This is a genomic window from Pseudomonas sp. A39 (assembly GCF_058145955.1).
The window spans coordinates 69,400-94,568 of sequence record NZ_JBYVMD010000023.1 but is presented as its reverse complement, the minus strand read 5'-3'; the positions used below and the strand labels follow the sequence as shown (position 1 = coordinate 94,568).

21 protein-coding genes are annotated in these 25,169 nt (G+C 61.6%); 12 read left to right on the top strand and 9 right to left on the bottom strand.

Annotated features, from left to right (window positions below; genetic code table 11):
- From AC3ZU9_RS18485 to AC3ZU9_RS18465, 5 genes are all read left to right on the top strand, one after another.
- Complete coding sequence (locus AC3ZU9_RS18485) at positions 1–1,707, top strand: putative 2-aminoethylphosphonate ABC transporter permease subunit (RefSeq protein WP_490091154.1); 1,707 nt, start codon at positions 1–3, stop codon at positions 1,705–1,707.
- A gap of 18 nt (positions 1,708–1,725) precedes the next feature.
- A complete protein-coding gene (locus AC3ZU9_RS18480; protein ID WP_015886383.1) occupies positions 1,726–2,748 on the top strand; it encodes a putative 2-aminoethylphosphonate ABC transporter substrate-binding protein in 1,023 nt (340 codons plus the stop codon).
- A 125-nt stretch (positions 2,749–2,873) separates the two neighbouring features.
- A complete protein-coding gene (locus tag AC3ZU9_RS18475; protein WP_015886382.1) occupies positions 2,874–4,007 on the top strand; it encodes a TIGR03364 family FAD-dependent oxidoreductase in 1,134 nt (377 codons plus the stop codon).
- Positions 4,007–4,558: a phosphonate degradation HD-domain oxygenase gene (locus AC3ZU9_RS18470; RefSeq protein ID WP_490091153.1), complete on the top strand. Its 552-nt coding sequence runs from the start codon at positions 4,007–4,009 to the stop codon at positions 4,556–4,558. Before AC3ZU9_RS18475 ends, AC3ZU9_RS18470 begins: the two co-directional genes overlap by 1 nt.
- Before the next feature lie 141 nt (positions 4,559–4,699).
- A complete protein-coding gene (locus AC3ZU9_RS18465) occupies positions 4,700–5,263 on the top strand; it encodes a hypothetical protein (protein WP_046034923.1) in 564 nt (187 codons plus the stop codon).
- A 9-nt stretch (positions 5,264–5,272) separates the two neighbouring features.
- Here the strand turns inward: AC3ZU9_RS18465 and AC3ZU9_RS18460 are convergent, their stop codons facing one another.
- Together AC3ZU9_RS18460 and AC3ZU9_RS18455 are read right to left on the bottom strand one after the other, a co-directional pair.
- Complete coding sequence (locus AC3ZU9_RS18460; RefSeq protein ID WP_015886379.1) at positions 5,273–6,631, bottom strand: DUF3482 domain-containing protein; 1,359 nt, start codon at positions 6,629–6,631, stop codon at positions 5,273–5,275.
- Positions 6,624–8,003 (bottom strand): DUF2868 domain-containing protein, encoded by a 1,380-nt coding sequence (locus tag AC3ZU9_RS18455; protein WP_490091152.1) that lies wholly within the window; start codon positions 8,001–8,003, stop codon positions 6,624–6,626. Before AC3ZU9_RS18455 ends, AC3ZU9_RS18460 begins: the two co-directional genes overlap by 8 nt.
- A gap of 69 nt (positions 8,004–8,072) precedes the next feature.
- On the opposite strand from AC3ZU9_RS18455, the gene AC3ZU9_RS18450 reads away from it, so the two are divergent.
- Complete coding sequence (locus tag AC3ZU9_RS18450; protein WP_122811765.1) at positions 8,073–8,585, top strand: dihydrofolate reductase; 513 nt, start codon at positions 8,073–8,075, stop codon at positions 8,583–8,585.
- 94 nt (positions 8,586–8,679) lie between these two features.
- Here AC3ZU9_RS18450 and AC3ZU9_RS18445 read toward each other — a convergent pair whose 3' ends face one another.
- Positions 8,680–10,071 carry an L-cystine transporter gene (locus AC3ZU9_RS18445; RefSeq protein WP_015886376.1) on the bottom strand — a complete coding sequence of 464 codons (1,392 nt, stop codon included), beginning with the start codon at positions 10,069–10,071 and terminating at the stop codon, positions 8,680–8,682.
- 242 nt (positions 10,072–10,313) lie between these two features.
- On the opposite strand from AC3ZU9_RS18445, the gene AC3ZU9_RS18440 reads away from it, so the two are divergent.
- The 4 genes from AC3ZU9_RS18440 (at position 10,314) to AC3ZU9_RS18425 (ending at position 15,643) form a co-directional block, all read left to right on the top strand.
- Complete coding sequence (locus AC3ZU9_RS18440; protein ID WP_064054339.1) at positions 10,314–11,372, top strand: HAD family hydrolase; 1,059 nt, start codon at positions 10,314–10,316, stop codon at positions 11,370–11,372.
- A gap of 214 nt (positions 11,373–11,586) precedes the next feature.
- Positions 11,587–12,120, top strand: a complete 534-nt coding sequence (locus tag AC3ZU9_RS18435; protein WP_015886374.1) for an RNA polymerase sigma factor — start codon at positions 11,587–11,589, stop codon at positions 12,118–12,120.
- On the top strand, positions 12,117–13,064 hold the full coding sequence (locus AC3ZU9_RS18430; RefSeq protein ID WP_046034929.1) for a FecR family protein: 948 nt from the start codon (positions 12,117–12,119) through the stop codon (positions 13,062–13,064). Before AC3ZU9_RS18435 ends, AC3ZU9_RS18430 begins: the two co-directional genes overlap by 4 nt.
- 131 nt (positions 13,065–13,195) lie before the next feature.
- Positions 13,196–15,643 (top strand): TonB-dependent siderophore receptor, encoded by a 2,448-nt coding sequence (locus AC3ZU9_RS18425; protein WP_490091151.1) that lies wholly within the window; start codon positions 13,196–13,198, stop codon positions 15,641–15,643.
- 95 nt (positions 15,644–15,738) lie between these two features.
- On the opposite strand, the gene ilvD is transcribed toward AC3ZU9_RS18425, so the two are convergent.
- The 3 genes from ilvD to AC3ZU9_RS18410 all read right to left on the bottom strand — a co-directional run bounded on the left by ilvD (position 15,739) and on the right by AC3ZU9_RS18410 (position 20,333).
- Positions 15,739–17,580 carry a dihydroxy-acid dehydratase gene (gene ilvD, locus AC3ZU9_RS18420; protein ID WP_003195159.1) on the bottom strand — a complete coding sequence of 614 codons (1,842 nt, stop codon included), beginning with the start codon at positions 17,578–17,580 and terminating at the stop codon, positions 15,739–15,741.
- A gap of 240 nt (positions 17,581–17,820) precedes the next feature.
- Complete coding sequence (locus AC3ZU9_RS18415) at positions 17,821–19,011, bottom strand: MFS transporter (RefSeq protein WP_015886371.1); 1,191 nt, start codon at positions 19,009–19,011, stop codon at positions 17,821–17,823.
- A gap of 125 nt (positions 19,012–19,136) precedes the next feature.
- Positions 19,137–20,333, bottom strand: coding sequence for a class I SAM-dependent rRNA methyltransferase (locus tag AC3ZU9_RS18410; RefSeq protein WP_015886370.1), 1,197 nt, complete (start codon positions 20,331–20,333; stop codon positions 19,137–19,139).
- Between the two features lie 294 nt (positions 20,334–20,627).
- On the opposite strand from AC3ZU9_RS18410, the gene AC3ZU9_RS18405 reads away from it, so the two are divergent.
- Positions 20,628–21,440 carry an HDOD domain-containing protein gene (locus AC3ZU9_RS18405; RefSeq protein ID WP_490091156.1) on the top strand — a complete coding sequence of 271 codons (813 nt, stop codon included), beginning with the start codon at positions 20,628–20,630 and terminating at the stop codon, positions 21,438–21,440.
- Positions 21,441–21,461: 21 nt separating this feature from the next.
- A complete protein-coding gene (gene mutM, locus AC3ZU9_RS18400; RefSeq protein WP_015886368.1) occupies positions 21,462–22,274 on the top strand; it encodes a bifunctional DNA-formamidopyrimidine glycosylase/DNA-(apurinic or apyrimidinic site) lyase in 813 nt (270 codons plus the stop codon).
- Positions 22,275–22,391: 117 nt separating this feature from the next.
- Here the strand turns inward: mutM and AC3ZU9_RS18395 are convergent, their stop codons facing one another.
- The 3 genes from AC3ZU9_RS18395 to AC3ZU9_RS18385 all read right to left on the bottom strand — a co-directional run bounded on the left by AC3ZU9_RS18395 (position 22,392) and on the right by AC3ZU9_RS18385 (position 25,094).
- Positions 22,392–22,643 (bottom strand): YfhL family 4Fe-4S dicluster ferredoxin, encoded by a 252-nt coding sequence (locus AC3ZU9_RS18395; protein WP_003195146.1) that lies wholly within the window; start codon positions 22,641–22,643, stop codon positions 22,392–22,394.
- 272 nt (positions 22,644–22,915) lie between these two features.
- Positions 22,916–23,395 carry a pantetheine-phosphate adenylyltransferase gene (coaD, locus tag AC3ZU9_RS18390; RefSeq protein WP_003176711.1) on the bottom strand — a complete coding sequence of 160 codons (480 nt, stop codon included), beginning with the start codon at positions 23,393–23,395 and terminating at the stop codon, positions 22,916–22,918.
- A 103-nt stretch (positions 23,396–23,498) separates the two neighbouring features.
- On the bottom strand, positions 23,499–25,094 hold the full coding sequence (locus AC3ZU9_RS18385; RefSeq protein ID WP_490091150.1) for a GMC family oxidoreductase: 1,596 nt from the start codon (positions 25,092–25,094) through the stop codon (positions 23,499–23,501).
- Positions 25,095–25,169: the final 75 nt, after the last annotated feature.

The following is a 25,169-nucleotide window of genomic DNA, read 5'->3' as shown; positions in this document are numbered from 1 at the left end:
ATGGCTGCCGTGATGACGCTGCCGCGCCAGGCTTCCCGCGCCGAAACGGGCGACCGTATTTTCGTGCTCGGCGGCAAGCTGTTGTGGCTGTTGCTGCTGGGCATCGCCGTGCTGCTGCCATTGCTGGCGATCTTCTGGCGCGGTTTCAGCAGCGAAGCCGGGCAGGGCGGTGGCCTGGTCGCCGCGCGGGAACTGGTCACGAGCGACAACTTCCACTGGCTGCTGGGCAATAGCCTCAAAGTTTCCCTCAGCGTGGCGGCCATCGTCGTACCGCTGGCTTACCTGTTTGCCTACGCCCTGCAACGTACGCTGATTCCCGGCAAGGCGATCTGGCGCGGCCTATCGCTGCTGCCGTTGATGGCGCCGTCGATGTTGCCGGGCATTGCGCTGGTGTACCTGTTCGGCAACCAGGGCATGCTGCGCGGGCTGCTCTCGGACAACATCTACGGCTTCTGGGGCATTGTGCTGGGTGAGGTGATCTACACCTTCCCACATGCCTTGATGATTCTGCTGTCGGCGTTGTCCCTGGCGGACGCGCGGCTGTTTGATGCGGCTTCCAGCATGGGCGCGAGCCCGGCTCGGGCGTTTCGCAGCATCACCTGGCCAGCCACACGCCAGGCGGTGTTCGCCGCGTTTTGCCTGGTGTTCACCCTGACCATCACTGACTTCGGTGTGCCCGTGGTGGTGGGCGGCGATTATCAGGTGCTGGCGCTTGAGGCCTACAAAGCCGTGGTTGGCCAGCAGCAGTTCGGGCGTGGCGCATTGATCGGCATGGTGTTGCTGCTGCCGGCGCTGTTCAGCTTTGGTGTGGATGCCTGGCTGCGTCGTCGCCACGGCGATTCCATGAGCGGCCGCGCCCAAGTGTTCCAGCCGGCACCCTCGCGCCTGAGAGACGGCTGCTATCTGAGTATCGTGCTGTTGATCTGTGCCGTGTTGCTGCTGGTGTTCGGCATGGCGGTGTATTCGTCGCTGGTGAAATTCTGGCCGTACAACCTGTCGCTGTCCCTTAACCACTATCAGTTCGAAGACACCGCCGGCGGCGGCTGGCTGGCCTACCGCAACAGCCTGACCATGGCGCTGTGCACGGCGTTGATCGGCAGCGTGCTGATCTTCACCGGGGCCTATCTGATGGAAAAGACCAAGGGCCAAAAGGGCTTGAACCTGGCGCTGCGCATGCTCAGTTTTGTGCCGATGGCGGTGCCTGGGTTGGTACTGGGCCTGGGCTACGTGTTCTTTTTCAACCTCAACGGCAACCCCCTGCATGTGTTCTACGGGACCATGACCCTGCTGGTGGTGTGCACCATCGCGCACTACCTGACCACCGCACAGATGACCGCCACCACTGCACTGCGTCAGCTCGACGCGGAGTTCGAAGCCGCCGCGCTGTCGCTCAAGGCGCCGCTGTACCGCCATTACTTGAAAGTGACGGTGCCGATCTGCCTGCCGGCGCTGCTGGACATCGTGCGCTACCTGTTTGTGTCGGCGATGACCACCGTGTCCGCCGCGATCTTCCTCTACAGCCCCGACACCATCCTCGCCGCCGTCGCCGTGCTGAATATGGACGACGCCGGCAACGTCGGCGGTGCGGCGGCCATGTCCACTTTGATTCTGTTCACCTCGGCCGGCGTCTCGCTGCTGCTGGCGTGGGCTTCACATGGCGCGCTGCGCCGCTCCCAAGCCTGGCGCCAGACCGCGCCGAGCCAATAATCCTGAAGGAGGTGTTTCATGTTCAAGCCCCTGGCGCTGGTCGCTGCCGTACTCACTGCATTCAGCCTGAATGCCTTCGCCAAGACCGAGTTGACCGTGTACACGGCCCTCGAAGCCGAGCAGTTGAAGACCTATAAGCAGGCCTTCGAAAAGGCCAACCCCGATATCGAAATCAAATGGGTACGCGACTCCACTGGCATCATCACCGCCAAGCTGCTGGCCGAGAAAGCCCGCCCGCAGGCCGATGTGGTGTGGGGCCTGGCCGCCTCCAGCCTGGCGATCCTCGACCAGCAGGGCATGCTGGACAACTACGCACCCAAGGACCTGGACAAGATCGGCAAGAACTACCGCGACGCCGCCAACCCACCGGCCTGGGTCGGCATGGATGTGTGGGCCGCGACGATCTGCTTCAACACTGTGGAGGCCGAGAAACAAGGCCTGACCAAGCCGGTGAGCTGGCAGGACCTGACCAAGCCTGAGTACAAGGGCAAGATCGTCATGCCTAACCCGGCGTCGTCCGGCACTGGCTTCCTGGATGTGAGCGCCTGGCTGCAGACCTTTGGCGAGAAGCAAGGCTGGCAGTACATGGACGACCTGCACCAGAACATCGGGCAGTACGTTCACTCCGGCTCCAAGCCGTGCAAGCTGGCAGCGTCGGGTGAATTCCCGATCGGGATTTCGTTCGAATACCCGGCCGTGCAGTTGAAGCGCCAGGGCGCGCCGCTGGACATCATCCTGCCGAAGGAAGGCCTGGGCTGGGACATCGAAGCCACGGCGGTGATCAAAGGCACAGCCCACGCCGACGCCGCGAAAAAACTCGCCGATTTCTCCGCAAGCCCGGCTGCCATGGACCTGTACAAGGACAACTTCGCCGTCCTCGCCCAGCCCGGCATTGCCAAGCCGCAGACCGAATTGCCGGCCGATTATGAACAGCGCCTGATCAAGAACGACTTTGCCTGGGCCTCGAAGAACCGCGACAGCATTTTGACCGAGTGGCGTAAGCGCTATGACGGCAAGTCGGAGAAAGTGGCAGGGCAGTAAGGTTTTTCGTTAGGGCTACTGGCCTCATCGGGGGCAAGCCCCTTCCCACACGGATGGCATTCACAAATCGAACTGTGGGAGGGGGCTTGCCCCCGATGGCGGTCTGGAAAACAGGACATCACGATATGACACACCACAGCGACCTGCTGATCATCGGCGCCGGCATCCTCGGCCTGTCCCATGCCTACGCCGCCGCCAAGCGCGGCCTCAAGGTCAAGGTGTTCGAGCGCAGTGCCACCCCGCTGGGCGCCTCGGTGCGCAACTTTGGCCAGGCGCTGGTCACCGGCCAACCGCCGGGGCCGATGCTCGACCTGGCACGGGAAAGTCGCGCTATCTGGGGGCAATGGGCTGAGCGGGCGGGTCTGCAGCTCAAGCGCAACGGCGCCTACCTGTTCGCCCGCACCGAAGCGGAAGAGCATCTGCTGGAAGCCTTCTGTGCCGGCCGTGCACAGGAGCACGGCTACAACGTTGACCTGCTGCAAGGCGCAGCGATGAAAGATCTATACGGCGGCCAGTTCCGTCATCATCGCGCCGCGCTGCATGGCAAGGACGATCAGCAGTTGTATTCGCGCGAAGCGATCCCGGCGCTGATCAACTACCTGGCGCAAGCGCTGAACGTGGAGTTCTACTTCTCCACGCTGGTGCGCGATGTGGAACCGGGCCAGTTGCACAGCACGGCGGGCAGCTTTCGCGGCGAGCAGATCATCGTGTGCTCCGGCCACGACTACCAGACCCTGCTGGCCGAGGCGATCGCCGAACTCAACCCGAGCATCTGCCGCCTGCAAATGCTGCGTGCGCGGCCTGCGGTGAACCTGAACCTGCAACACGCGTTGCTCACCGGCTTGAGTTGCGTGCACTACGGCGCCTTCGCCGATCTGCCGGAAGCCGCGCCGGTGCAGGCGCAGATCCTGCGTGAAGCGCCGCACCTGCACGAACACGGCATCCATCTGCTGATCAGCCCGACACCCCATGGAGAACTGATCATCGGCGACTCCCATGACTACGGCAGCGATGCGTCGCCCTTCAATGCCGAGCAGATCGACGACTGGATGATCGAACTGGCCGAGCAGACGCTGGGCTGCAAGATCCAGGTGGTGGAACGCTGGCAGGGCGTGTACGGCTCGCGCGGGCCGGCGCCGTTTTCCTTCTTGCGGGCCGCTCCAGGCATCAGTGCGGCGTTGATGCACACCGGCGTGGGCATGAGCGTCGGGCCGGCGATGGCAGAGCGCAATATCACCACACTGTGGGGAGCGGCGTGATGAACCCGGAACAGGCAATCGCCGACGTCTTCGGCTTGTATGAGCAATACGGCACGGCGGACTACATCGGCGAGCCGGTGTCGCAGCTCGAGCACATGTCCCAGGCTGCGCAGTTGGCCATGGCCGAGGGCGTTGATGATGAAGTGGTGCTGGCGGCGTTTTTCCACGATATCGGTCACCTCTGCGGCCAGGGTGGCGAGAACATGGACGGTTATGGCGTCGTCAGCCATGAGCGGCTGGGTGCGGATTATCTACGCCGCGCAGGGTTCAGCGAGCGCATGGCCAAGTTGGTCGAGTATCACGTACAGGCCAAACGCTACCTGACCTTTGTTCAACCGGATTACTACGCGCGCTTGAGTGAAGCCAGCCGCCGTACCCTGGCCTATCAGGGCGGGGTGATGAGCGCCGAAGAAGCCCGAGCCTTTGAGCAGGACCCGCTGTGCGCCGTGAGTTTGCGCATGCGTCACTGGGACGAACAGGCCAAAAGCGTGAACGTACCCGTGTTGGACGTTGAGGTGTTGAAGGTCAAGGCCCGTGGGATGTTGCGCTGACAGGGGACTTTTGCCGACAGGGAAAGGTACAGGCAGGGTGTTGTTCAGTTGTACTTTCCTGTCTTCGGCATGGCCGCGCTGACCTAGTTGATAAACCTCCCTTGCTCTAGCGTGTGAGCGTGTTCTAAAGGGAGAAGGTCCATGCGTTATTTAAAGGTGATTGCTCAAGACCGCTCTTACAGTGGCAGGCCAGATACCGTCGTGCTGCAGTTTTGCGCAACGGTGGCTGGCAGCAAAGAGGCGGTGATTAATAACGCCTACGCGCTTGATATCAATGAAGACGGAGGCATTGATGTCTGCTTGGGAGATGTCACAAATAATGAGCTGGAAAGTACCCGTGATCACCAGTTGCTGAGCAAGTTTGCCGGCGCCTATCTGAAATTTAACTGGTTCAGCAGCGGGCTTGCTTCAATGCGTTATATGCATATCTTTACCGAGGATTTTTATAAGGACGGCACCCCAGATACTGTCCGTTTACATCTGTATAAGGGCTTCGGCCCTATCACTAAAAAAACACAGGTCATGTGGAACGCGGCGTATGACTTTGATAATGACGGGGCGCTCGAATGGAATATTCACTTTGATGTTAACCATGATGGCGTTATTGACGACATCGACAGGACGCTGGTTCAACAGCTTGCCGAGACCTACTTGAGATTCAAATGGCATGAGCCCGAGGGGGCGCCACGTTGTAACGGGCGTTGAGCGCTGGTCTCAGAGTGCGTTGGCCAGGCTTTCGATCTGTTCGTTGCGCTCTGCCTGGCTCAGCTTGGCATGCGGGTTCAGCGACGACCACTGCGGATGGGCGCGGGCTTTGTGCAATGCGTCCGGCAACTTGCCTTCGCGCCAGCTTTTGTCCTGGGGCGTGTCGACCTTGATGCTGTGCATCGCCGCATGGCCGCGCAGGTTGAGGGCCTTGAGCAACTGGCGTTGGCGCAGGGCGAGCAGGCGCAACACGCTGTCGTCGACGGTCAGCTCGCGCTGGCCTTTGATTTTGCCCAACAGGCGGCTGCCATAACTGCGTGCGGTTTGCAGTGCGCCACCGGCAATCGCGCCAGCCAGGGCGGCGGCGCCAAGCGTCAAGCCACCGACCAATAAATCCACACCGGCCCCTGCGGCCGCGCCTGCCGCGATCCCGCCGCCGACGCGCACGCCCAGTTGCTTGAGGGTTTCCGGGTTGAACAGGTCATCGCCCCAGCGCCCGTCCAGCAAGGGAAGGTCGCTGGCGGCGGCGTCCTGCGGGCGGAAGCCGAATAATTTGAGCAAGGCTTCCACGCATTTTTGTTCACGTTGGCGTACGGCTTTGCGCAGGTCACCGATGGCTTGCTGTTCATCTTCGGTGAGCACGCTGCGGCGGCAGGCGGCGCAGTCGATCAGCAGCTCGGCGATCAAGCGCGCGGCGCTTTGCTGACGGGCCTGGCGTTGGGCTTGCTGGTCGAGAATCAACCGCTCCAGCTGTGGCCGCGCGTTCTCCAGCAGCAAGGCAAGGCTTTCATACAAGCGTCGCTCGCCGTCTTCCGGCGGCGCCACGCTGTCGAAGCGCACCAGCGCATGCAGGCCAAGGCGGGCGAGGGCTTCGCGCCAGTCCGGCTCGCGGTGGTCGCTGCTGCTGACAAAGTTGAGCACCGGCAGCAGCGGCTTACCGCAGCTGGCCAGCACTTGCAGCTCATCGCGGTACTTGGCCAGTACCGGCTCGCGGGCGTCGATCACGTACAACCCGGCGTCGGAGGCCAGCAGTTGGCGCAGCACTTTGGCTTCCTGCTCGAAGCGCTGGCGGGCTTCGCTGCCCTCCAAAAAGCGCGCCAAGCGTGCCGGGCCGTCGAGGCGTTCGCCGGGGCGATCCAGGCGCTCCAGGTAATCGAGCAGGGCGATGGCGTCTTCCAGTCCGGGCGTGTCGTACAGCTCCAGCAAGGCTTCGCCGTCCACCGACAAACGCGCGCCTTCGACATGCCGCGTGGTGCTGGGGCGGTGGGAGACTTCGCCAAAGCCCACGTCACGCGTGAGGGTGCGCAGCAGCGAGGTCTTGCCGACATTGGTGTGGCCGACCACGGCGAGTTTCAGGGGCTTAGTCATGACCGCTCTCCAGCCAGTTCAATGGCGCACAATCGGCGAACGGCAGTTCAAGCTGTTGCAGTGCGGCGTGCCAGTCGCCCAAGCGTTCGGCGTCCAAGGCCTGGCCGGACGGGGCTTGCAGCAACCACACGCGGGTGGCGGTGGCGCTGCGCGCCAACTCGGCGATCAGCGCCAGGCTGCCACGGTCGGGCGAACGGCGCGGGTCGCAGGCAATGGCCAGGCGTGCGGGCGGAAAGCGCGTCAGTTGTTCGAGCAGTTTGTGGCGCGATTCGCGGCTGTCGAGGATGCCGGCGTTCTTCACGCTGGCCGGCAGTTTGGGTGGCCAAGCGTGTTGATCGTCCAATTCGATGGCGACCACCAGCGCGCCGTCGCTTTCCAGTTCACTGACGCCGCCGCTGACGTGATGCAGCTGTTCGGGTGCGGCGTCGTTGACGCCGAGGCGCTCGCTGCTCGGCATCAAACGCTCACGCAGTTGGCTGTAGCCCGGCAGGTTCAGGTCCAGGCGCAATGCCGCGCGCCCGCGTTTCCAGCGCCATAGGCACAGCAGCGCGAGGACCAGGCGGGGCAGCAGGCCGTAGACCAGCAGCACGCCCACCAGCCAGGCGGCCCAGGCTTGGCGGGCGCTTTCGATATTCAGCGCCGAGTCGCCGCTGGCGCGGATCATCTCGACGGTCGGCACGTTGAAGCCGAGCAACGCGGGCAGGGTGCCAAGGGCCTGGGTGACGGCGACAAAAGTGTCGGCACCAAGAATGGTGGTTTCCCACACAAAGCCGTAGCGGCGGGTGGCGAGCAGCGTAAGAAGAATCACCAGCGCACTGAGCAACGCTAACAACCACAGGCTGTTGACCAGCACACCCACCGCCCAGCGATTGAGTTTCTGCCGTTGCAGCAGCAGTAACAGCGCGGGTGCCAGTTGGGCCGCTTTAGCGTCACGGGCGAGTTTTTCGCTGAGCCACAACCACAGTCGCCCCAGGCTGGCACTGTGTTCGCCGGCAAACAGCAGACCCAGCGCCCAACTGATCAGCAGGATCAGGTTCAAGCCGAGCAGGCTGCCCAGGGCCCAGAACACATTCACCGGGGTCAGGCCGTTACCCAGCGCAGCAAAGGCCAGTCCGGCGCCGCTGATCACGGCGACGATGACCAGCAGCACCAGCGCCAAACGCGCGCCTTGCAGCCAGCGGGTGAGGGCGGCGGAGAGTCCATCGCGCTCGGCCAGGTGCAGGGCGCGCTGCTGGATGCGCGTCGGCAGGTCACCGCCGGCCGTGCGGGCCAGGCGGTTGGCTTCCAGGTCTTCCAGGTTGCCGGCGTGTTCTTCGCGCAGGCGTACGGTTTCTGTCAGCCAGAGTTTTTGCAGGGGGTTCAGTGCAGTCACGCGCTGTCCTGTTGAGCAAGTGAGGTTGGAGCATAACCGCAGACCTGCGGCTCTGGTATTCTCGTCGCCATGAAAAAAACTCTCCCTTTAAGCTTGATCGCAGCCCTCGGTGAAAACCGTGTGATCGGCGTCGACAACAGCATGCCCTGGCATTTGCCGGGGGATTTCAAATATTTCAAGGCCACCACGCTCGGCAAGCCGATCATCATGGGGCGCAAGACCTGGGATTCCCTGGGCCGACCGCTGCCGGGGCGCCTGAACCTGGTGGTTAGCCGTCAGACCGATCTGGCGCTCGAAGGTGCGGAAGTTTTTCCGTCACTGAATGCTGCAGTTGAACGCGCCGAGGCGTGGGCGTTGGAGCAGGGCGTGGATGAGCTGATGCTGATCGGCGGTGCGCAGTTGTATGCGCAGGGGTTGGAGCAGGCGGATCGCCTGTATTTGACGCGGGTGGCATTGAGCCCGGAAGGGGATGCGTGGTTTCCGCAGTTTGATGCGGGCCAGTGGACGCTGGTGTCGAATGTCGAGAATGCGGCTGAGGGTGATAAGCCAGCGTACAGCTTTGAGGTTTGGGAAAAAGCTTAAGAGCATCGGGAGCAAGCCCCCTCCCACAGTTGACCGAGTGGTTTTGAACAACGCGGTCCAATGTGGGAGGGGGGTTGCCCCCGATTGCGGTCTATCAGGCCTGCGCTAACTCAGCATGCTCATCCGCATTCAACCGTTCTTTATCCGTCTGCCCCATGATCTGGCTGGTAATCGCGCCCGCCGTCATCGAACCATTCACGTTCAGCGCCGTACGGCCCATGTCGATCAGTGGCTCCACGGAAATCAGCAGCGCCACCAGCGACACCGGCAGGCCCATCGCCGGCAGTACGATCAATGCGGCGAAGGTCGCCCCGCCGCCCACGCCCGCCACACCGGCCGAACTCAGGGTCACAATCGCCACCAAGGTCGCGATCCACAGCGGATCCAGCGGGTTGATGCCGACAGTCGGTGCAACCATCACCGCCAACATCGCAGGGTAGAGACCCGCGCAGCCGTTCTGGCCGATGGTCGCGCCAAACGACGCGGCGAAACCGGCGATGGATTGCGGGATGCCCAGGCGACGGGTCTGCGCTTCAATGCTCAGCGGGATCGCCGCCGCGCTGGAGCGGCTGGTGAAGGCAAAGGTCAGCACCGGCCACACCTTGCGGAAGAAGCGCAGCGGGTTGATCCCCGCCAGCGACAGCAGCAGGCCATGCACCACAAACATCAGGCCCAGCGCCAGGTATGACACGACCACAAAACTGCCGAGCTTGATGATGTCTTGCAGGTTGGAGCCAGCGACGACTTTGGTCATCAGTGCCAGCACGCCATAGGGCGTGAGCTTCATGACCAGGCGCACCAAGCGCATCACCCAGGCTTGCAGGGTGTCGATGGCATTGAGCACTTTCTGGCCTTTTTCCACGTCATCCTTGAGCAGTTGCAGTGCGGCAACCCCCAGGAAGGCGGCGAAGATCACCACGCTGATGATCGATGTCGGCTTGGCCCGCGCCAGGTCGGCGAACGGGTTGGCGGGCACGAACGACAGCAGCAATTGCGGGATATTCAGGTCGGCGACCTTGCCGGCGTAGTCACTCTGGATCACTTGCAGGCGCGCCATTTCCTGGGTGCCGGCCACCAGGCCTTCAGCGGTGAGGCCGAACAGGTTGGTCAGCGCGATACCGATCAGCGCCGCAATCGCGGTGGTGAACAGCAGCGTGCCGATGGTCAAAAAGCTGATCTTGCCGAGTGATGAGGCGTTGTGCAGACGTGCCACGGCGCTGAGGATCGAGGCGAATACCAGCGGGATCACGATCATTTGCAACAGTTGTACGTAGCCGTTACCGACGAGGTCGAACCAGCCGATGGAGGCTTTGAGCACAGGATTGCCGTCGCCGTAGATCGTGTGCAGAACGGCACCGAACACCACGCCGAGAACCAGCGCAAACAGGACCTTCTTGGCGAGGCTCCAGTTTGTGCGGCGGGTTTGTGCCAGGCCCAGCAAGAGGGCCGCGAACACCAGTAAATTGAGAATCAGGGGAAGATTCATTGAAACTCCGTTGAGAGGGCAGCCAATCGCGCGAGCCTGCGACTGCGAACCGGCAAGCCTAACAGCTTGAAATATATTGATTTAATATCGATATGGAATGGTGGCTGTCGTTTTTGGAATAAGCACCTGACGCTCAGGCACATGAGGGTGACGGGATCAGGACGCGTACGGTCGTGCTCAACGTGGGAACTGTCACAGGGATTTGTTAGCGTCGGTATCTTTCACTCAGGGAGACACCGCCTATGAAGTTCGCGCCGAAATTACTAGCCGCCGCATTCTGCCTCGGACTCGTCAGCCAGGCGTTCGCCGCCACCGAGTTGAAACACTGGCCGGCGCCTGCCGCCAAGCAGCTCAATGAAATGATCGCCGCGAATGCCAACAAGGGTAACTTCGCGGTGTTCGACATGGACAACACCAGCTACCGCTACGACCTCGAAGAGTCCCTGCTGCCCTACATGGAAAACAAGGGCCTGATCACCCGCGACAGCCTTGATCCGTCGCTCAAGCTTATGCCGTTCAAAGACACCGCCGACCATAAGGAAAGTCTGTTCAGTTACTACTATCGCCTCTGCGAAGTGGACGACATGGTTTGCTACCCGTGGGTCGCCCAGGTGTTCTCGGGCTTCACCCTCAAGGAGCTCAAAGTGCAGGTCGATGAGCTGATGGCCTCCGGCAAGCCCGTGCCGGTCAGTTATTTTGACGGCGACGTGGTGAAGCAGTCCGAAGTGCAACCGCCGAAAGTCTTCACCGGCCAGGCCGAGCTGTACAACAAGCTGATGGAAAACGGCATCGAGGTGTATGTGATGACCGCCGCTTCCGAGGAGCTGGTGCGCATGGTCGCCGCCGATCCGAAGTATGGCTACAACGTCAAACCCGAGAACGTCATCGGCGTGAGCACCTTGCTCAAGGACCGCAAGACCGGTGAGCTGACCACCGCGCGCAAACAGATCACCGCCGGCAAATATGACGAGAAGGCCAACCTCGGCCTGGAACTGACCCCGTACCTGTGGACGCCGGCCACTTGGATGGCAGGCAAGCACGCGGCGATCCTCACCTACATCGACGAATGGAAGAAGCCGGTGATCGTTGGCGGTGACACACCGACCAGCGACGGCTACATGCTGTTCCACGATGTGGATGTGGCCAAGGGCGGCATCCACCTGTGGATCAACCGTAAAGACAAATACATGACCCAACTGAACGGCATGATCGCCAAGCACGCGGCGGCGCAGGCCAAGGAAGGGTTGCCGGTGACGGCGGATAAAAACTGGGTGATCGTTAAACCTGACGAAATTCAGTAAGCCTGAGGTGGCTTTAATCGGGGGCAAGCCCCCTCCCACATTTGACCGAGTTCCAACATGAGAATGCAGTCAGTGTGGGAGGGGGGCTTGCCCCCGATAGCTATTTGATTGACACCGCAAAGCCTTGGCTAAAATAGATATCAATTGCGAACCAATCTCATCCTCTGCTAGCGTGCGCACTTCCTGAACCCTCCGTTCTTCTCAAGGTAGTGCTGTGCCCTCCTGGAATTCGCAGATCGCGCGCCTGTTCGCGGAGCAGAAGAAAGCCCTCGAAGCCTTCGTCACCCGCCGCACCGGCAGCGCCCAGGTGGCCGCCGACCTGACCCAGGAGTCGTTCCTGCGCCTGGCGCGCCTGGACTCCGGCGAGAAGATCGACAACCTCCCGGCCTTCCTCTTCACCATTGCCAGTAATCTGGTGCGCGATCACCAGCGCCAGGCCATCCGCCGTGAACGGCTGGATGCCGGTGAGCCCAGCGAAGAGTTGCCGTGCGGCAACCCAGGTGCCGACGAACAATTGGCCGCCTACCAACAGGAGCAACTCATGCAGGACGCGATCCTGGCGTTGCCCGAAGCGACTCGGCAGATCTTCCTGCTCTATCATGTCGACGAACTGTCCTACCGCGAAATTGGTGAGCGCCTGTCGATCACCCCGCGCAGTGTGGAATACCAATTGCGTCGCGCCTTGATTGAATGCCGCGCTTACATCAAGACGCGGCTTGCCTGCGAGACACAAGGACGTCGGTCATGACTGCCACACACACTGCCGACGACCTATTCGAAGAAGCGTCCGGCTGGTATTTCCGCCTGCAGGCTGAGGATGTAACCCCGGCCGAAATGGACGCCTTTGCCGCGTGGCTCGGGCAGGGCCAGGCCCAGGATGACGCCTGGCAGGAAGTGCAGGCGATGCTCGGTGGCTTACGTGAACCGGCACGCCTGATCCGCCGCGCCGAACAGGCTGCCTGGCGCAAGCCCGCCCGGCGTTGGGCCTGCGCCGCCGGCCTGTTGCTGGCGGTGGGGCTGACCGTGCAGAACACGCCCTGGCTCGACCGCCTGCGCGCGGACTACGCCACTGGCACCGGCGAATCGCGCACGGTCGAACTGGCTGACGGTTCCCACTTGCAGCTCAACACCGACAGCGCCGTGCAGGTCCGCATGAGTGCCGGTGAGCGGCAGATTCGTTTGCTGCGTGGCGAAGGCTTCTTCGACGTCACCAAAGACCCGGCGCGGCCCTTCGTAGTGCAGTCCGGCGATGGCTGGGTGAAGGTGGTCGGCACTCAGTTCAGCGTGACACGGCGCGATGCGCAGACGCGAGTGCAGGTGGCGCAGGGCAAGGTGCAGGTCAGTTCCGGCAGGGGTACGGCGGTTTATTTGGAACCGGGACGGGCGGTGGAGTATCAGGGCCAGCGCCTCGCCGACGTCCACGGTTTCGATCCGGCCAGCGGCTTTGCCTGGCGTCAGCGGCAGTTGGTGTTCCGTCAACAACCGCTGTCCGAAGTGGTCAGCGAGTTGAACCGCTATTGGCCGGGCAAGACCCTGGTGCTCGGTGATGCGCTGCGCAATCGCGTGGTGTCCGGCGTGTTCGAGATCGACAAGCCCGAGGCCGTGATCAAGGCGCTGGAATACACCCTCAACCTGCGCGCCGAGCACTACACCCCGTATTTACTGGTGTTGCGCGAAGGCAAAGCGTCCTGACAGCAACTTTTTCAAAATATTTTCAGGGTTTCCCCGCAAGCCATCGTCCTTGATCACTGAGGCGTAAATAGTAAGCACTCTCAAGTAGTGCGGCGCCGATCACAGACTTTTTGCACCGGGGAGCACCATCCATGGCACACCGATTCGCCGCACGGCCCTTGCTGGCACTGGCCATTTCCTTGGCCTGCGGCACTGCGCCGCTGTATTTGCAAGCTGCTGAAAGCACCCAGGCCCAGGCCTACCGCTTCGATATTCCAGGGCAGAGTCTGGACGGTGCGCTGGCCGCGTTTTCGGCGGTCACGCGGGTTCAGGTGTTGGTGTCCGGTGAGTTGACACAGGGTGTGGTGTCGCCCGGTGTGAGTGGCACTCTGGGTCAGCGCGAGGCGTTGGGCCAGCTGTTGGGCGGCACAGGGTTGAGCGCCGCTTTTATCAATGCCGATACCGTTACCCTGGAAAAACGTGTCGACACAGGCGGCGCCCTCGAAGTCGGCGCCACCACCATCAGCGCCGAACGCCTGGGGGCCACCACCGAAGGCACCGGCTCCTACACCACGGGTGCCGTGACCTTGGGCAAGGGTGAGCAGAAGCTCAAGGACATCCCGCAATCGGTCAGCGTCATGACCCGCAAGCAGATGGATGACCAGAACACCACCAAGCTTTCCGAGGTGGTCAAGCGCACGCCCGGCCTGACGGCGACCAAATCCCCCGGCCCTGGGATGTTCATCTTCTCCCGGGGTTTCGAAGTCGGCACCCTGCAATACGACGGTGTCGGCATTCCGCGTAACACCTACGCGTTGGGCAGCTACCTCACCGAAAACATGGCGATCTACGACCGTGTGGAAACCCTGCGCGGCCCAGCCGCCTTGCTGCAAGGCGCGAACAGCCCCGGCGGCACCATGAACCTGGTGCGCAAGCGCGGGCAACAGGCACCGACCGTGACCATCACCGCCAAGGCCGGCTCGTGGGACCATTACGGCACCCAAGTCGATGCCGGCGGCCCGCTCAATACCGAAGGCACGTTGCGCGGCCGGTTTGTGGCGGATTACGACACCACCGATTCCTTCGTCGATTACGCGGGCGGCTGGAATCAGACGGTCTATGCAGCAGTGGACTACGACTTCACGCCAGACACCACCGTCGGCGTGGGCATCAGCAACCAGAAGGGGCATTCGCGCCCCAACTTCATGTCGCTGCCGCGTTACGCCAACGGCAGTGACATCGGCTTGTCGCGATCGACCTTCGTCGGCGCCAGCTGGAACCGCAACGTCAATAACCAGACCCAGGTGTTTGCCGATATCGAGCATCGCTTCAACGATGACTGGAAAGTGAAGGCCGCCCTGGTGGCGATGGACGAACACAATGACGCGACCTACCAGGCGACGTGGGACACCATCCCCAACCCCGGCGACATCGGCACCGTGCGTTATGTCGATTGGGTCACTGACTTCAACACCAAGAGCCGTGGTGTCGATGTGTATGTCGACGGCAAGTTCGAAGGCCTGGGTTTCCAGCAGGAAATGATTCTGGGCGCCAACTATTCCAAACTCACCACGGATGATTTCTGGGCGCGCGCGGCGACGCCGGGTGCAGATATTTTCAACATCGACCACAACCGACCGCAGCGCGACAGGAATCAGTTGTTCCAGGCGGGGAATGCGACGAAGAGCTGGTATGACATTCGCCAGAAGGGCATTTATGGCACCTGGCGTGTCAAGGTAGCTGACCCGCTGACGTTGATCCTCGGTGCGCGCACCAGTTGGTATGACTATTCCTACAGGGACGAGAGCGGGTTCCAGGGTGTGTACGGCGACCCAACCCGGAGCACCACGCACAGCAATGGCCACGTCACGCCCTACGCTGGCCTGGTCTATGCACTCAACGAGCAATGGTCGGCCTACGCCAGCTATACCGATGCCTTTGAGCCACAAACCAACCTGACCACCTCATTGACCGTGCTCAAGCCCATTGAAGGCCAGAATTACGAGCTGGGCCTGAAGGGCGAACTGGCGGACGGTCGGCTCAATACCTCGTTCGCTCTCTTCCGCTATGACCAGGAAAACCGGGCGGCTCAAGACCTGCAAGGCGGTAAAGTCTGCGGCGGCTGGTACTGCTCGCTCGCCTCCGGCAAGGTCCGTAGCCAGGGCTTTGAGGCTACGTTGAGCGGTGAAGTGCTGCCGGGGCTGCAGCTGGTCTCCAGCTACACCTACAACACCACTCAATTCCTCAAGGACGACACCTACGAAGGCAAGATCTTCAGCACCTGGACGCCCAAGCACTTGCTCAAGGTCTGGGGGGACTACCAGTTGCCGGGGGACTGGAGCAACGTCAGCGTCGGCGCCGGCGTGACCGCACAAAGCAGCACCGTCGCCTATGACCGCACGTTCAGCGTTCCCGGCAATGCGCTGTGGGATTCGCGGGTGGCCTACAAGATCAACCAGGAGTTCACCGTCGCGGCGAACCTGAACAATATGTTCGACAAGAAGTATTACATCCCGGCGTACAACGCTAATTGGGGCAGTAACTACTATGGCGACCCGCGCAATGTGATGTTTACCATGACCTACACCCCACAGTTTTAAAGAGCGCCCGCACACATTTGATCTCCATTGTTTTGGAGCGTTGCTTCAGGCAAAAAAATGCCCCGCACCTGGCGGGGCATTTTTATGGGCGAGGCTTACAGGCCGTCGAGCATCGCCTTGTTACGCACCGCCCCTTTGTCGGCACTGGTAGCCAGCAAGGCATAGGCCTTCAGCGCGGTGGTCACTTTACGTGGACGCTTCTCCACCGGCTTCCAGCCTTTCTTGTCCTGCTCGACCCGGCGTGCAGCCAGTTCTTCGTCGCTGATCAACAAGTTGATTGAGCGGTTTGGAATGTCGATCAGCACCTTGTCGCCATCCTGCACCAGGCCAATCGCGCCACCGGCAGCGGCTTCCGGCGAAGCGTGGCCGATGGACAGGCCCGAGGTGCCGCCGGAGAAACGGCCGTCGGTCAACAAGGCGCAGGCTTTGCCCAGGCCCTTGGACTTCAGGTACGACGTCGGGTAGAGCATCTCCTGCATACCCGGGCCGCCTTTCGGGCCTTCGTAGCGGATGATCACGATGTCGCCTTCTTTCACTTCGTCAGCGAGGATGCCGCGTACCGAGCTGTCTTGGCTTTCATAGATCTTGGCGCGGCCTTCGAAGACGTGGATGGACTCATCCACGCCGGCGGTTTTCACCACGCAGCCATCCAGGGCGATGTTGCCGTACAGCACGGCCAGGCCGCCTTCTTGCGAGTAGGCGTGCTCGACACTGCGGATGCAGCCGTTTTCACGGTCGTCGTCCAGGGTGTCCCAACGGGTCGACTGGCTGAACGCGGTTTGCGTCGGGATGCCCGCCGGGCCAGCCTTGAAGAAGGTGTGCACGGCTTCATCGTCAGTCTGGGTGATGTCCCACTTGGCGATGCCTTCGGCGATGGACTTGCTGTGCACGGTCGGCAGGTCGGTGTGCAGCAGGCCGCCACGGGCCAGCGAGCCAAGGATCGAGAAGATCCCGCCGGCGCGGTGCACGTCTTCCATGTGGTACTTCTGGATGTTCGGCGCGACTTTGCACAGTTGTGGCACGTGACGGGACAGACGGTCGATGTCGCGCAGGTCGAAATCGATCTCGGCTTCCTGGGCGGCGGCCAGCAAGTGCAGGATGGTGTTGGTGGAACCGCCCATGGCGATGTCCAGGGTCATGGCGTTTTCGAACGCCTTGAAGTTGGCGATATTGCGCGGCAACACCGACTCATCGTTCTCGCCGTAGTAACGCTTGCACAGCTCGACGATGGTACGGCCGGCCTGCAGGAACAGCTGCTCGCGGTCACTGTGGGTGGCCAGGGTGGAACCGTTGCCCGGCAACGCCAGGCCCAGGGCTTCCACCAGGCAGTTCATCGAGTTGGCGGTGAACATGCCGGAGCACGAGCCGCAGGTCGGGCAGGCGCTGCGCTCGTATTCCGCGACCTTCTCGTCAGAAGCGCTGGAATCGGCGGCGATGACCATGGCGTCGACCAGGTCGAGGCCGTGGGAGGCGAGCTTGGTCTTGCCGGCTTCCATCGGGCCGCCGGAGACGAAGATCACCGGGATGTTCAGGCGCAGGGCGGCCATCAGCATGCCAGGGGTGATCTTGTCGCAGTTGGAGATGCACACGATGGCGTCGGCGCAGTGGGCGTTGACCATGTACTCCACGGAGTCGGCGATGATCTCGCGGCTCGGCAGGGAATACAGCATGCCGTCATGGCCCATGGCGATGCCGTCGTCCACGGCAATGGTGTTGAATTCTTTTGCTACGCCGCCAGCACGTTCGATCTCACGGGCGACCAGTTGGCCCAGGTCCTTGAGGTGGACGTGGCCCGGTACGAATTGGGTGAACGAGTTGGCAATCGCGATGATCGGCTTCTTGAAGTCGTCATCTTTCATCCCCGTGGCACGCCACAGTGCGCGCGCGCCGGCCATGTTGCGGCCATGGGTGGATGTTTTCGAGCGGTAATCTGGCATGGAGCACTCCGGGCGGCTAATCAAGTAACTACTATCAGGTACTACTGGGGAGTGAGCTTCTAATTGACGACTGGAACACCCGAAAATAGCCGTGTGTCCGGAAGTTGCCACTCGCGTCGCGGGATCGCCGCTTGCTTGGGCCTCGAGCTCATAAACCCGCCGGGGGATGACTGGCGATGAATAGGCCGATTCTACACCGCTGGAGGCTGGAGGGAATGGCCGAAACCGTGAAGATAACGGCTACGGGACGTGCGGGTGGCGCCGTGCCCATGCGTTCAGGACCAGGGCGGCGATGCTCAGGATCAGAAAGCACAGACCCAGCGCAGTGCTCAGGTGGTGCGTAAAGGTGCTGATGAATGCACTGATAAGGCCGCCGGCAATGAATAGTACCGCTGCAACGGCTGAAGCCGCCGTACCTGCGTTGTCTGGAAACAAGCTCATGGCCTTGGAGTTAGAAATGGGCCGGGTGATTGTGGTGCCAGCAGTGCAGAGCAGCATGGGCACCAGCACGGTCAGTGTTGATAGGCCGAAATGATAGGCCAGGGACAGCATGACCACGCCCGATATCGCGATCAGTACCAGCCCGATGGCCATCTGGGTCGCAGCCGGTAGCCGTTTATGCAGGAAGCCTGCACAGATTCCGCCCGATACGTAAGCGGCGCCGTAGAGAAGCAAGGTCAAGGAGTATTCGTGGGGCGACAGCTGTAGCTGGTCCATGAAAATCAGCGGTGAAACCACGATGAACGAGAAATGGCAGGCGAAAGTAATCGCCGAGATCGTGGCATAGCTGGCGAAGTGGCGGTTGGCGAAGACCTTGGCGTAGGCCTTGAACATGCTCTGCTGGCTCGCTGACGCTTGAGGCAAGCCGCCATGGAGTAGCCGGTGAGCCATGATCAAGGTTGCGGCACAAAGCGCTATAAACACATAGAAGCTTGCTTGCCATCCCCAGTGCAGTTGCAGCCACGCGCCCAGCAGCGGGGAAATCGAAATGAAGATTCCTCCGGCCGTGACCATTGCGATCCGCAACCGCTCTTGTTCTCTGCCGAAGAACAGGTCCTGTACCAGCGCTTGGGACAGTATGAAGCCGCCGCAGCCCATGGCCTGGATGACACGGAAAAACAGGAATTGGGGCGTGTTGCTGGCCGCCAAGCACCCGGCCGCGCCAATGATTGCAACGACCATGCTGGCCAGTAGCAGTTTTTTGCGGCCGATCCTGTCGGACAGCGGGCCGATCAACAGCATGGAGCAGGAAAACCCAATAGCGAATAGGCTGACTGAGCGGGCGATCTGGGTGGTCGAGGTGGAGAAGTGTTCCGCCAGGGCGGGAAAGGACGGCAGCACGACGTCAAGCGGGAAGACGCCCAGCAAGGTCATGGTCATCAGCCAGAAAACAATGAAGGGTTTTTCAGCGTGTGTGATTGCCGCCGACATGCGCGAGCCTCGATTCCGTGAGGGGGTCGAGGATCGAGCCTGAGCAGAGGAAAGTCAAAACCTGGTGCGGTGCGAAACTTCCTGAAAGCTCGTAGGAGCCCGGAGGCTCCTACAGGCCAACGGCATCAGCTATTAGGCAACAACCGGCACGTAATGCTCTTGATATACCGCGTCTCGACAATCGCCGGGTGCACCGGATGGTCCGGGCCCTGGCCGCCGCGTTCCAGCATCTGGATATTGCGGTCCAGGTGTCGGGCGCTGGTCAGCAGGATGTTCTGCAGGTCGTCTTCCGGCAGGTGCATGGAGCACGAGGCGCTGACCAGGATGCCGTCCTTGCTGAGCAGGCGCATGGCTTGTTCGTTCAGGCGGCGGTAGGCGCCTTCGCCGTTCTTCATGTCTTTCTTGCGTTTGATGAAGGCCGGCGGGTCGGCGACGATCACGTCGAAGCGCTCTTCGCTGGCTTTCAGTTCCTTGAGGGCTTCAAACACGTCGCCTTCGATGCAGGTCATTTTCTCGGCAACGCCGTTCAGTGCGGCATTGCGCTCCACGCCGTCGAGGGCGAAGGCCGACGCGTCGACGCAGAACACTTCACTGGCGCCGAAGGCCGCAGCTTGCACGCCCCAGCCGCCGATGTAGCTGTAGAGGTCCAGCACGCGTTTGCCTTTGGCATACGGGGCCAGGCGGGCGCGGTTCATGCGGTGGTCGTAGAACCAGCCGGTTTTCTGGCCCTGGATCACCGGGGCTTCGAATTTCACGCCGTTTTCTTCCAGCGCCACCCACTCCGGCACCAGGCCGAACACGGTTTCGACGTAGCGGTTGAGGCCTTCGGCGTCGCGCGCGGCGGAGTCGTTCTTGAACAGGATGCCGCTCGGCTTGAGCACTTGGGTCAGCGCGGCGATCACGTCTTCTTTATGGGCTTCCATGGTCGCCGAGGCGATCTGTACGACCAGGATGTCGCCGAAACGGTCGACTACCAGGCCTGGCAGCAGGTCGGAATCGCCGTAGACCAGGCGGTAGAACGGCTTGTCGAACAGGCGGTCACGCAGGGACAGCGCAACGTTGAGGCGGTGCACGAGCAGCGACTTGTCCAGCGGCAACTTGATGTCGCGCGACAGCAGGCGGGCGCAGATCAGGTTGTTCGGGCTCATGGCCACGATGCCCAGGGTCTTGCCGCCGGCCGCTTCGAGGATGGCCTGGTCGCCCGCCTGGAAGCCGTGAAGTGGGGTGGCGGCCACGTCGATTTCGTTGCTGTAGACCCACAGGTGGCCGTTGCGCAAACGACGATCGGCGTTGGCTTTGAGACGCAGGCTTGGCAGGGACATGACGTCGCTCCGGAAAAAAGAGCGGGAGTATACCTTTTTGTATAGGGCTCGGTGGCGTCGCCGGACATGTGGGAGCTGGCTTGCCTGCGATAGCCTCACCTCGGTTTGACTGTTACACCGAGGCGCCTGCATCGCAGGCAAGCCAGCTCCCACATTTGATCCGGTTTCAATTCGGGTTTTGAGGTGTCAGTCAGCTTTGCTTAGGGGTTAGAATCCCTGCCTAGCCCAGAGTGTGTACTTATGTCCCAAGAGCTTTCCGCCGAACAGATCCAACAGGCCCTGCAAGGCATCAGCGTGCCGCCCCAGCCGCAAATCATGGTGGATTTGCAAATGGAGCAATACATGCCCGATCCGGACCTGGAAGTGATCGCGCGGTTGATCTCCCAGGACCCCGGCCTGTCCGGCGCGCTGCTGAAGATCGTCAACTCGTCGTACTACGGACTGAGCAACAAGATTGCCTCGATCCAGCGAGCGGTGAATTTGCTGGGCAGCCGGTCGATCATCAACCTGATCAACGCCCTGTCGATCAAAGGTGAGATGAGCGACGACACCATCGTCACGCTCAACCGTTTCTGGGACACCGCCCAGGATGTGGCCATGACTTGCCTCACCTTGGCCAAGCGCACCGGCGCCCAGGCGGTGGATGAGGCCTACGCGCTGGGGTTGTTCCACGACTGTGGCGTACCGCTGATGCTCAAGCGCTTTCCCAGCTATATGTCGGTGCTGGAACAGGCGTATGCGAATGCCGGCCCCGACTGCCGCGTGGTCGACACCGAGAACAACGCGTTCAACACCAACCATGCCGTGGTGGGTTACTACACCGCCAAGTCCTGGCGCCTGCCGGAGCATGTGACCGACGCGATCGCCAACCACCACAACGCCCTGGCGATTTTCAGCGATGAGTCGTCGCGCAATCCGCAGCTTAAAAACCTGCTGGCGATCCTGAAAATGGCCGAGCACATTTGCTCGTCCTACCGCGTACTGGGCAACCAGACGGTGGACCATGAGTGGAATGCCATTAGCCACCTGGTGCTGGACTACGTGGGCCTGTCGGACTACGACTTCGAGAGCTTGAAATTGTCGATTCGCGAGCTCGGCGCCCACTGATCCTTCTTGCAAGAGGTACACATGCCCGAGTTACCAGAAGTCGAAACCACCCGGCGCGGGATTGCCCCGCACTTGGAAGGCCAGCGGGTCAGCCGCGTGGTGGTGCGTGAGCGGCGCTTGCGTTGGCCGATCCCGGAAGACCTCGATGTGCGCCTGTCCGGCCAGCGCATCGTGTTGGTGGAGCGGCGCGCCAAGTACCTGCTGATCAATGCCGAAGTGGGCACCTTGATCAGCCATTTGGGCATGTCGGGCAACCTGCGCCTGGTGGAAGTCGGCCTGCCGGCGGCCAAGCATGAACATGTGGATATCGAACTGGAATCGGGCATGGCCCTGCGCTACACCGACCCGCGTCGCTTTGGCGCGATGCTCTGGAGCCAGGACCCGCACAATCACGAACTGCTGCTTCGCCTGGGGCCGGAGCCGCTGACCGAGCTGTTTGACGGTGATCGTTTGTTCCAGCTGTCGCGTGGCAAGTCGATGGCGGTGAAGCCATTCATCATGGACAACGCGGTGGTGGTGGGCGTGGGTAATATCTATGCGACTGAAGCGCTGTTCGCGGCGGGGATTGACCCGCGTCGGGCCGCAGGCGGTATTTCACGTGGGCGCTATTTGAAGCTGGCGATCGAGATCAAGCGTGTGCTGGCGGCTGCCATCGAACGCGGTGGCACCACGTTGCGAGACTTTATCGGCGGCGACGGGCAACCGGGGTATTTCCAGCAGGAACTGTTCGTCTACGGCCGGGGAGGGGAGGCGTGCAAGGTCTGCGGGACCGAGTTGCGCAACGTGGTGCTGGGGCAGCGGGCAAGTGTGTTTTGCCCTAGGTGCCAGCGCTGATTCTATGTGATGGCTGATATTGCCATCGGGGGCTTGCCCCCTCCCACATTTGAATTGCGAACACTTTCACTGTGGGAGGGGGCACCCCGATGAGGCCATGACAGGCGCTAAACAGCGTCAGGCCTTACCGGTAATCTTCCGGTACTTCTCCATCAACTGCTCTTCCGTTTCCGGATGAGCTTCATCCAGCGGAATGCAATCCACCGGGCAAACCTGCTGGCACTGCGGCTCGTCATAGTGACCGACACACTGGGTGCACAGGTTGGGGTCGATCACGTAGATCTCTTCGCCTTGGGAAATCGCGGCGTTCGGGCACTCGGGTTCGCAGACGTCGCAGTTGATGCAATCGTCGGTGATGATCAAGGACATGGAAACTCCTGCCAGGGCTGTCAGCCAAGGCATCTGAAAACTAATGCGCGCAATTGTGCCGCATTGGCGCCCGCAGTGCGAGCCTGAGGTAGGTGCTTGTCTGTAGTGAGCGGGCTTGCCCCGCGCTGGGGCGCGAAGCGGCCCTAAACCCTGACGGCAAGGTGTAACCGACAGTGCAAGGTGTGTTCAGAGGGGCTGCTGCGCAGCCCAGCGCGGGGCAAGCCCGCTCACCACAGCAAGCCCGATCACTACAACTGGACCGCTCATCAGAATTATTTCTTGAAGCGCAGCGTCAGCGCATCGGCCACGGCCGGATGTACGAACTTGGTGATATCTCCGCCCAAAGCGGCGATTTCACGGACTAACGTCGAGGAAATGAACGAGTAACGCTCCGACGGGGTGAGGAACAGGCTTTCCACGTCCGGCGCCAGTTGGCGGTTCATGTTGGCCAGCTGGAATTCGTATTCGAAGTCCGACACCGCGCGTAGGCCGCGCAGGAACACGTTGGCGTTCTGCTCTTTGGCGAAATGCGCCAGCAGCGTGGAAAAACCCACCACTTCCACGTTGGGCAGGTGTTTGGTGACCTCACGCGCCAGCTCCACGCGCTGCTCCAAGGGAAACAGCGGGTTTTTCTTGGGGCTGGCCGCGACCGCGATGATCACATGGTCGAACAAGCGTGAGGCACGTTCGACCAGATCGCCATGGCCTTTGGTAATCGGGTCGAAGGTACCTGGGTACAACACTCGGTTCATCGCGTCGTCCTGGCGGAGTCCGTTGGGGAATCGGATGGTATCGCAGCCATCCCGGTCGGCCAAGTCGACTTATGGAGATACATGCCGTTAATCGACGGTTTTTTCATGCCGTTTTCAGACGTTCGGCCAATGCCGTCGCCAGTTGCGCGGTCAAGCCGTACACCGATAATTGTGGATTGGCCCCAATGCTGGTGGGGAATAGCGACCCATCGTGGATCGACAGGTTGCGCAACTGGTGATGGCGCCCGAGGCTGTCGGCCACCGCATTTTTGGGGTCTTCACCCATGGCACATCCGCCCATCACATGGGCGCTGCCCAGGCAGGTGCGGTGCAATTCCAGGTTGAGGCCTTCAATCATCGCGCGCGCTTCTCCCAAGGTTTTCACGTAGCGCGCATCGTGATGCAGCGGCTTGACCGACGTGGCGCCTGCGGCGAACTGGATCTCGGCCATGCTGTGGAAGGCACGGCGCAAGCCATCCCATGCGTAGTCCGACACCTGATAGTCAAGCACCGGCGTGCCATCGCCGCGCAGCTCCACGCTTCCGCCCGGGCTGTCAGGGTGGAAGCCGTCGCGCAGCAGCGCCAGCATCGCGTGGGTGTTGGGCAATTGGCTCATGTCCAGGGCGTTCTGGGTGCCGTAGCCACCGAGCAGGGTGCTGGCCAACGCTGGATGTAAAGGCGGTGCTTCCAGCTTGTAGGACATTTTGCCGGTGGTGCCGTCCTGCCACTGGAAATGGTCGGAATAAATCGACTGCGGCGCGCCGTAGAACGGGTTGATCACCTCATCGAACAGCCCGGCGGAGAAATTCACCAAGTGCAGGAAGGTGCGTTTGCCCAGCCGCGAATGCGGGTCGGGCGCGTCCGAGCGCATCAGCAGTGCAGGGCTGTTGATGCCGCCGCCCGAGAGCACGTAATGCTTGGCTTTCACCGTGATCCTGCGTCCGGTCGGCGCCACGCACAGGGCGTCCATAGCCACGCATTCCAGGCTGCTGATGGTGTCGCCGCTGTAGATGAGGCTTTCGGCACGGGCCAGGTAGAGCAGTTCTCCACCCTTCTCCAGGGTCGACGGAATCGTGGTCACCAGCATCGACTGCTTGGCGTTGACCGGGCAGCCCATACCGCAATACCCCAGGTTGAAGCAGCCGCGCACGTTGCGTGGGATCACATGCCAGCTGTAACCGAGCTTTTCGCAGCCTTTGCGGATCACATCGTTGTTGGGGTTGGGCGGCAGAGCCCAGGGCGCGATGCCCAGGCGTTGTTCCATTTTTTCAAACCAGGGCGCCATTTCGGCACTGCTGTGGCCTTTCACGGCGTATTCGCTGGCCCAGTGGGCGAGGGTGGCGTCCGGGGTACGAAAGCTCGATGTCCAGTTGATCAGCGTGGTGCCGCCCACGGCCCGGCCCTGCAGGATGGTGATCGCGCCGTCCTTGCTCATGCGGCCGATGCCTTCCTGGTAGAGGCTGGTGTAGGCCTCGTCTTCGAGCAGCTTGAAATCGCTGCTGGTCTTGAGCGGGCCTTCTTCGATCAGCAGCACTTTGTAGCCCGCTGCGCTGAGGGTTTCAGCGGTGGTGCCGCCCCCCGCACCGCTGCCGATGATCACCACGTCGGCTTCCAGGGTCAGGTCGTTGTCGAGGGCGGCGCCATTGTGGGTTTTCCAGCCACGGGCCATGCCGTCGCGGAACAGATCAGGTACGGGCATAGGAATGCACTCTTATTTTTGTACGAAGTTGAGTTCGGGAAAACACTGCACATCCCCTCCCACAGGGGGGCGGTT

Bases quoted from the DNA above. Each gene is read 5' to 3' on its own strand.
- AC3ZU9_RS18485 (WP_490091154.1), top strand. From the start codon at position 1: ATGGCTGCCGTGATGACGCTGCCGCGCCAGGCTTCCCGCGCCGAAACG.
- AC3ZU9_RS18480 (WP_015886383.1), top strand. From the start codon at position 1,726: ATGTTCAAGCCCCTGGCGCTGGTCGCTGCCGTACTCACTGCATTCAGC.
- AC3ZU9_RS18475 (WP_015886382.1), top strand. From the start codon at position 2,874: ATGACACACCACAGCGACCTGCTGATCATCGGCGCCGGCATCCTCGGC.
- AC3ZU9_RS18470 (WP_490091153.1), top strand. From the start codon at position 4,007: ATGAACCCGGAACAGGCAATCGCCGACGTCTTCGGCTTGTATGAGCAA.
- AC3ZU9_RS18465 (WP_046034923.1), top strand. From the start codon at position 4,700: ATGCGTTATTTAAAGGTGATTGCTCAAGACCGCTCTTACAGTGGCAGG.
- AC3ZU9_RS18460 (WP_015886379.1), bottom strand. From the start codon at position 6,631: ATGACTAAGCCCCTGAAACTCGCCGTGGTCGGCCACACCAATGTCGGC.
- AC3ZU9_RS18450 (WP_122811765.1), top strand. From the start codon at position 8,073: ATGAAAAAAACTCTCCCTTTAAGCTTGATCGCAGCCCTCGGTGAAAAC.
- AC3ZU9_RS18445 (WP_015886376.1), bottom strand. From the start codon at position 10,071: ATGAATCTTCCCCTGATTCTCAATTTACTGGTGTTCGCGGCCCTCTTG.
- AC3ZU9_RS18440 (WP_064054339.1), top strand. From the start codon at position 10,314: ATGAAGTTCGCGCCGAAATTACTAGCCGCCGCATTCTGCCTCGGACTC.
- AC3ZU9_RS18430 (WP_046034929.1), top strand. From the start codon at position 12,117: ATGACTGCCACACACACTGCCGACGACCTATTCGAAGAAGCGTCCGGC.
- AC3ZU9_RS18425 (WP_490091151.1), top strand. From the start codon at position 13,196: ATGGCACACCGATTCGCCGCACGGCCCTTGCTGGCACTGGCCATTTCC.
- ilvD (WP_003195159.1), bottom strand. From the start codon at position 17,580: ATGCCAGATTACCGCTCGAAAACATCCACCCATGGCCGCAACATGGCC.
- AC3ZU9_RS18415 (WP_015886371.1), bottom strand. From the start codon at position 19,011: ATGTCGGCGGCAATCACACACGCTGAAAAACCCTTCATTGTTTTCTGG.
- AC3ZU9_RS18410 (WP_015886370.1), bottom strand. From the start codon at position 20,333: ATGTCCCTGCCAAGCCTGCGTCTCAAAGCCAACGCCGATCGTCGTTTG.
- mutM (WP_015886368.1), top strand. From the start codon at position 21,462: ATGCCCGAGTTACCAGAAGTCGAAACCACCCGGCGCGGGATTGCCCCG.
- AC3ZU9_RS18395 (WP_003195146.1), bottom strand. From the start codon at position 22,643: ATGTCCTTGATCATCACCGACGATTGCATCAACTGCGACGTCTGCGAA.
- coaD (WP_003176711.1), bottom strand. From the start codon at position 23,395: ATGAACCGAGTGTTGTACCCAGGTACCTTCGACCCGATTACCAAAGGC.
- AC3ZU9_RS18385 (WP_490091150.1), bottom strand. From the start codon at position 25,094: ATGCCCGTACCTGATCTGTTCCGCGACGGCATGGCCCGTGGCTGGAAA.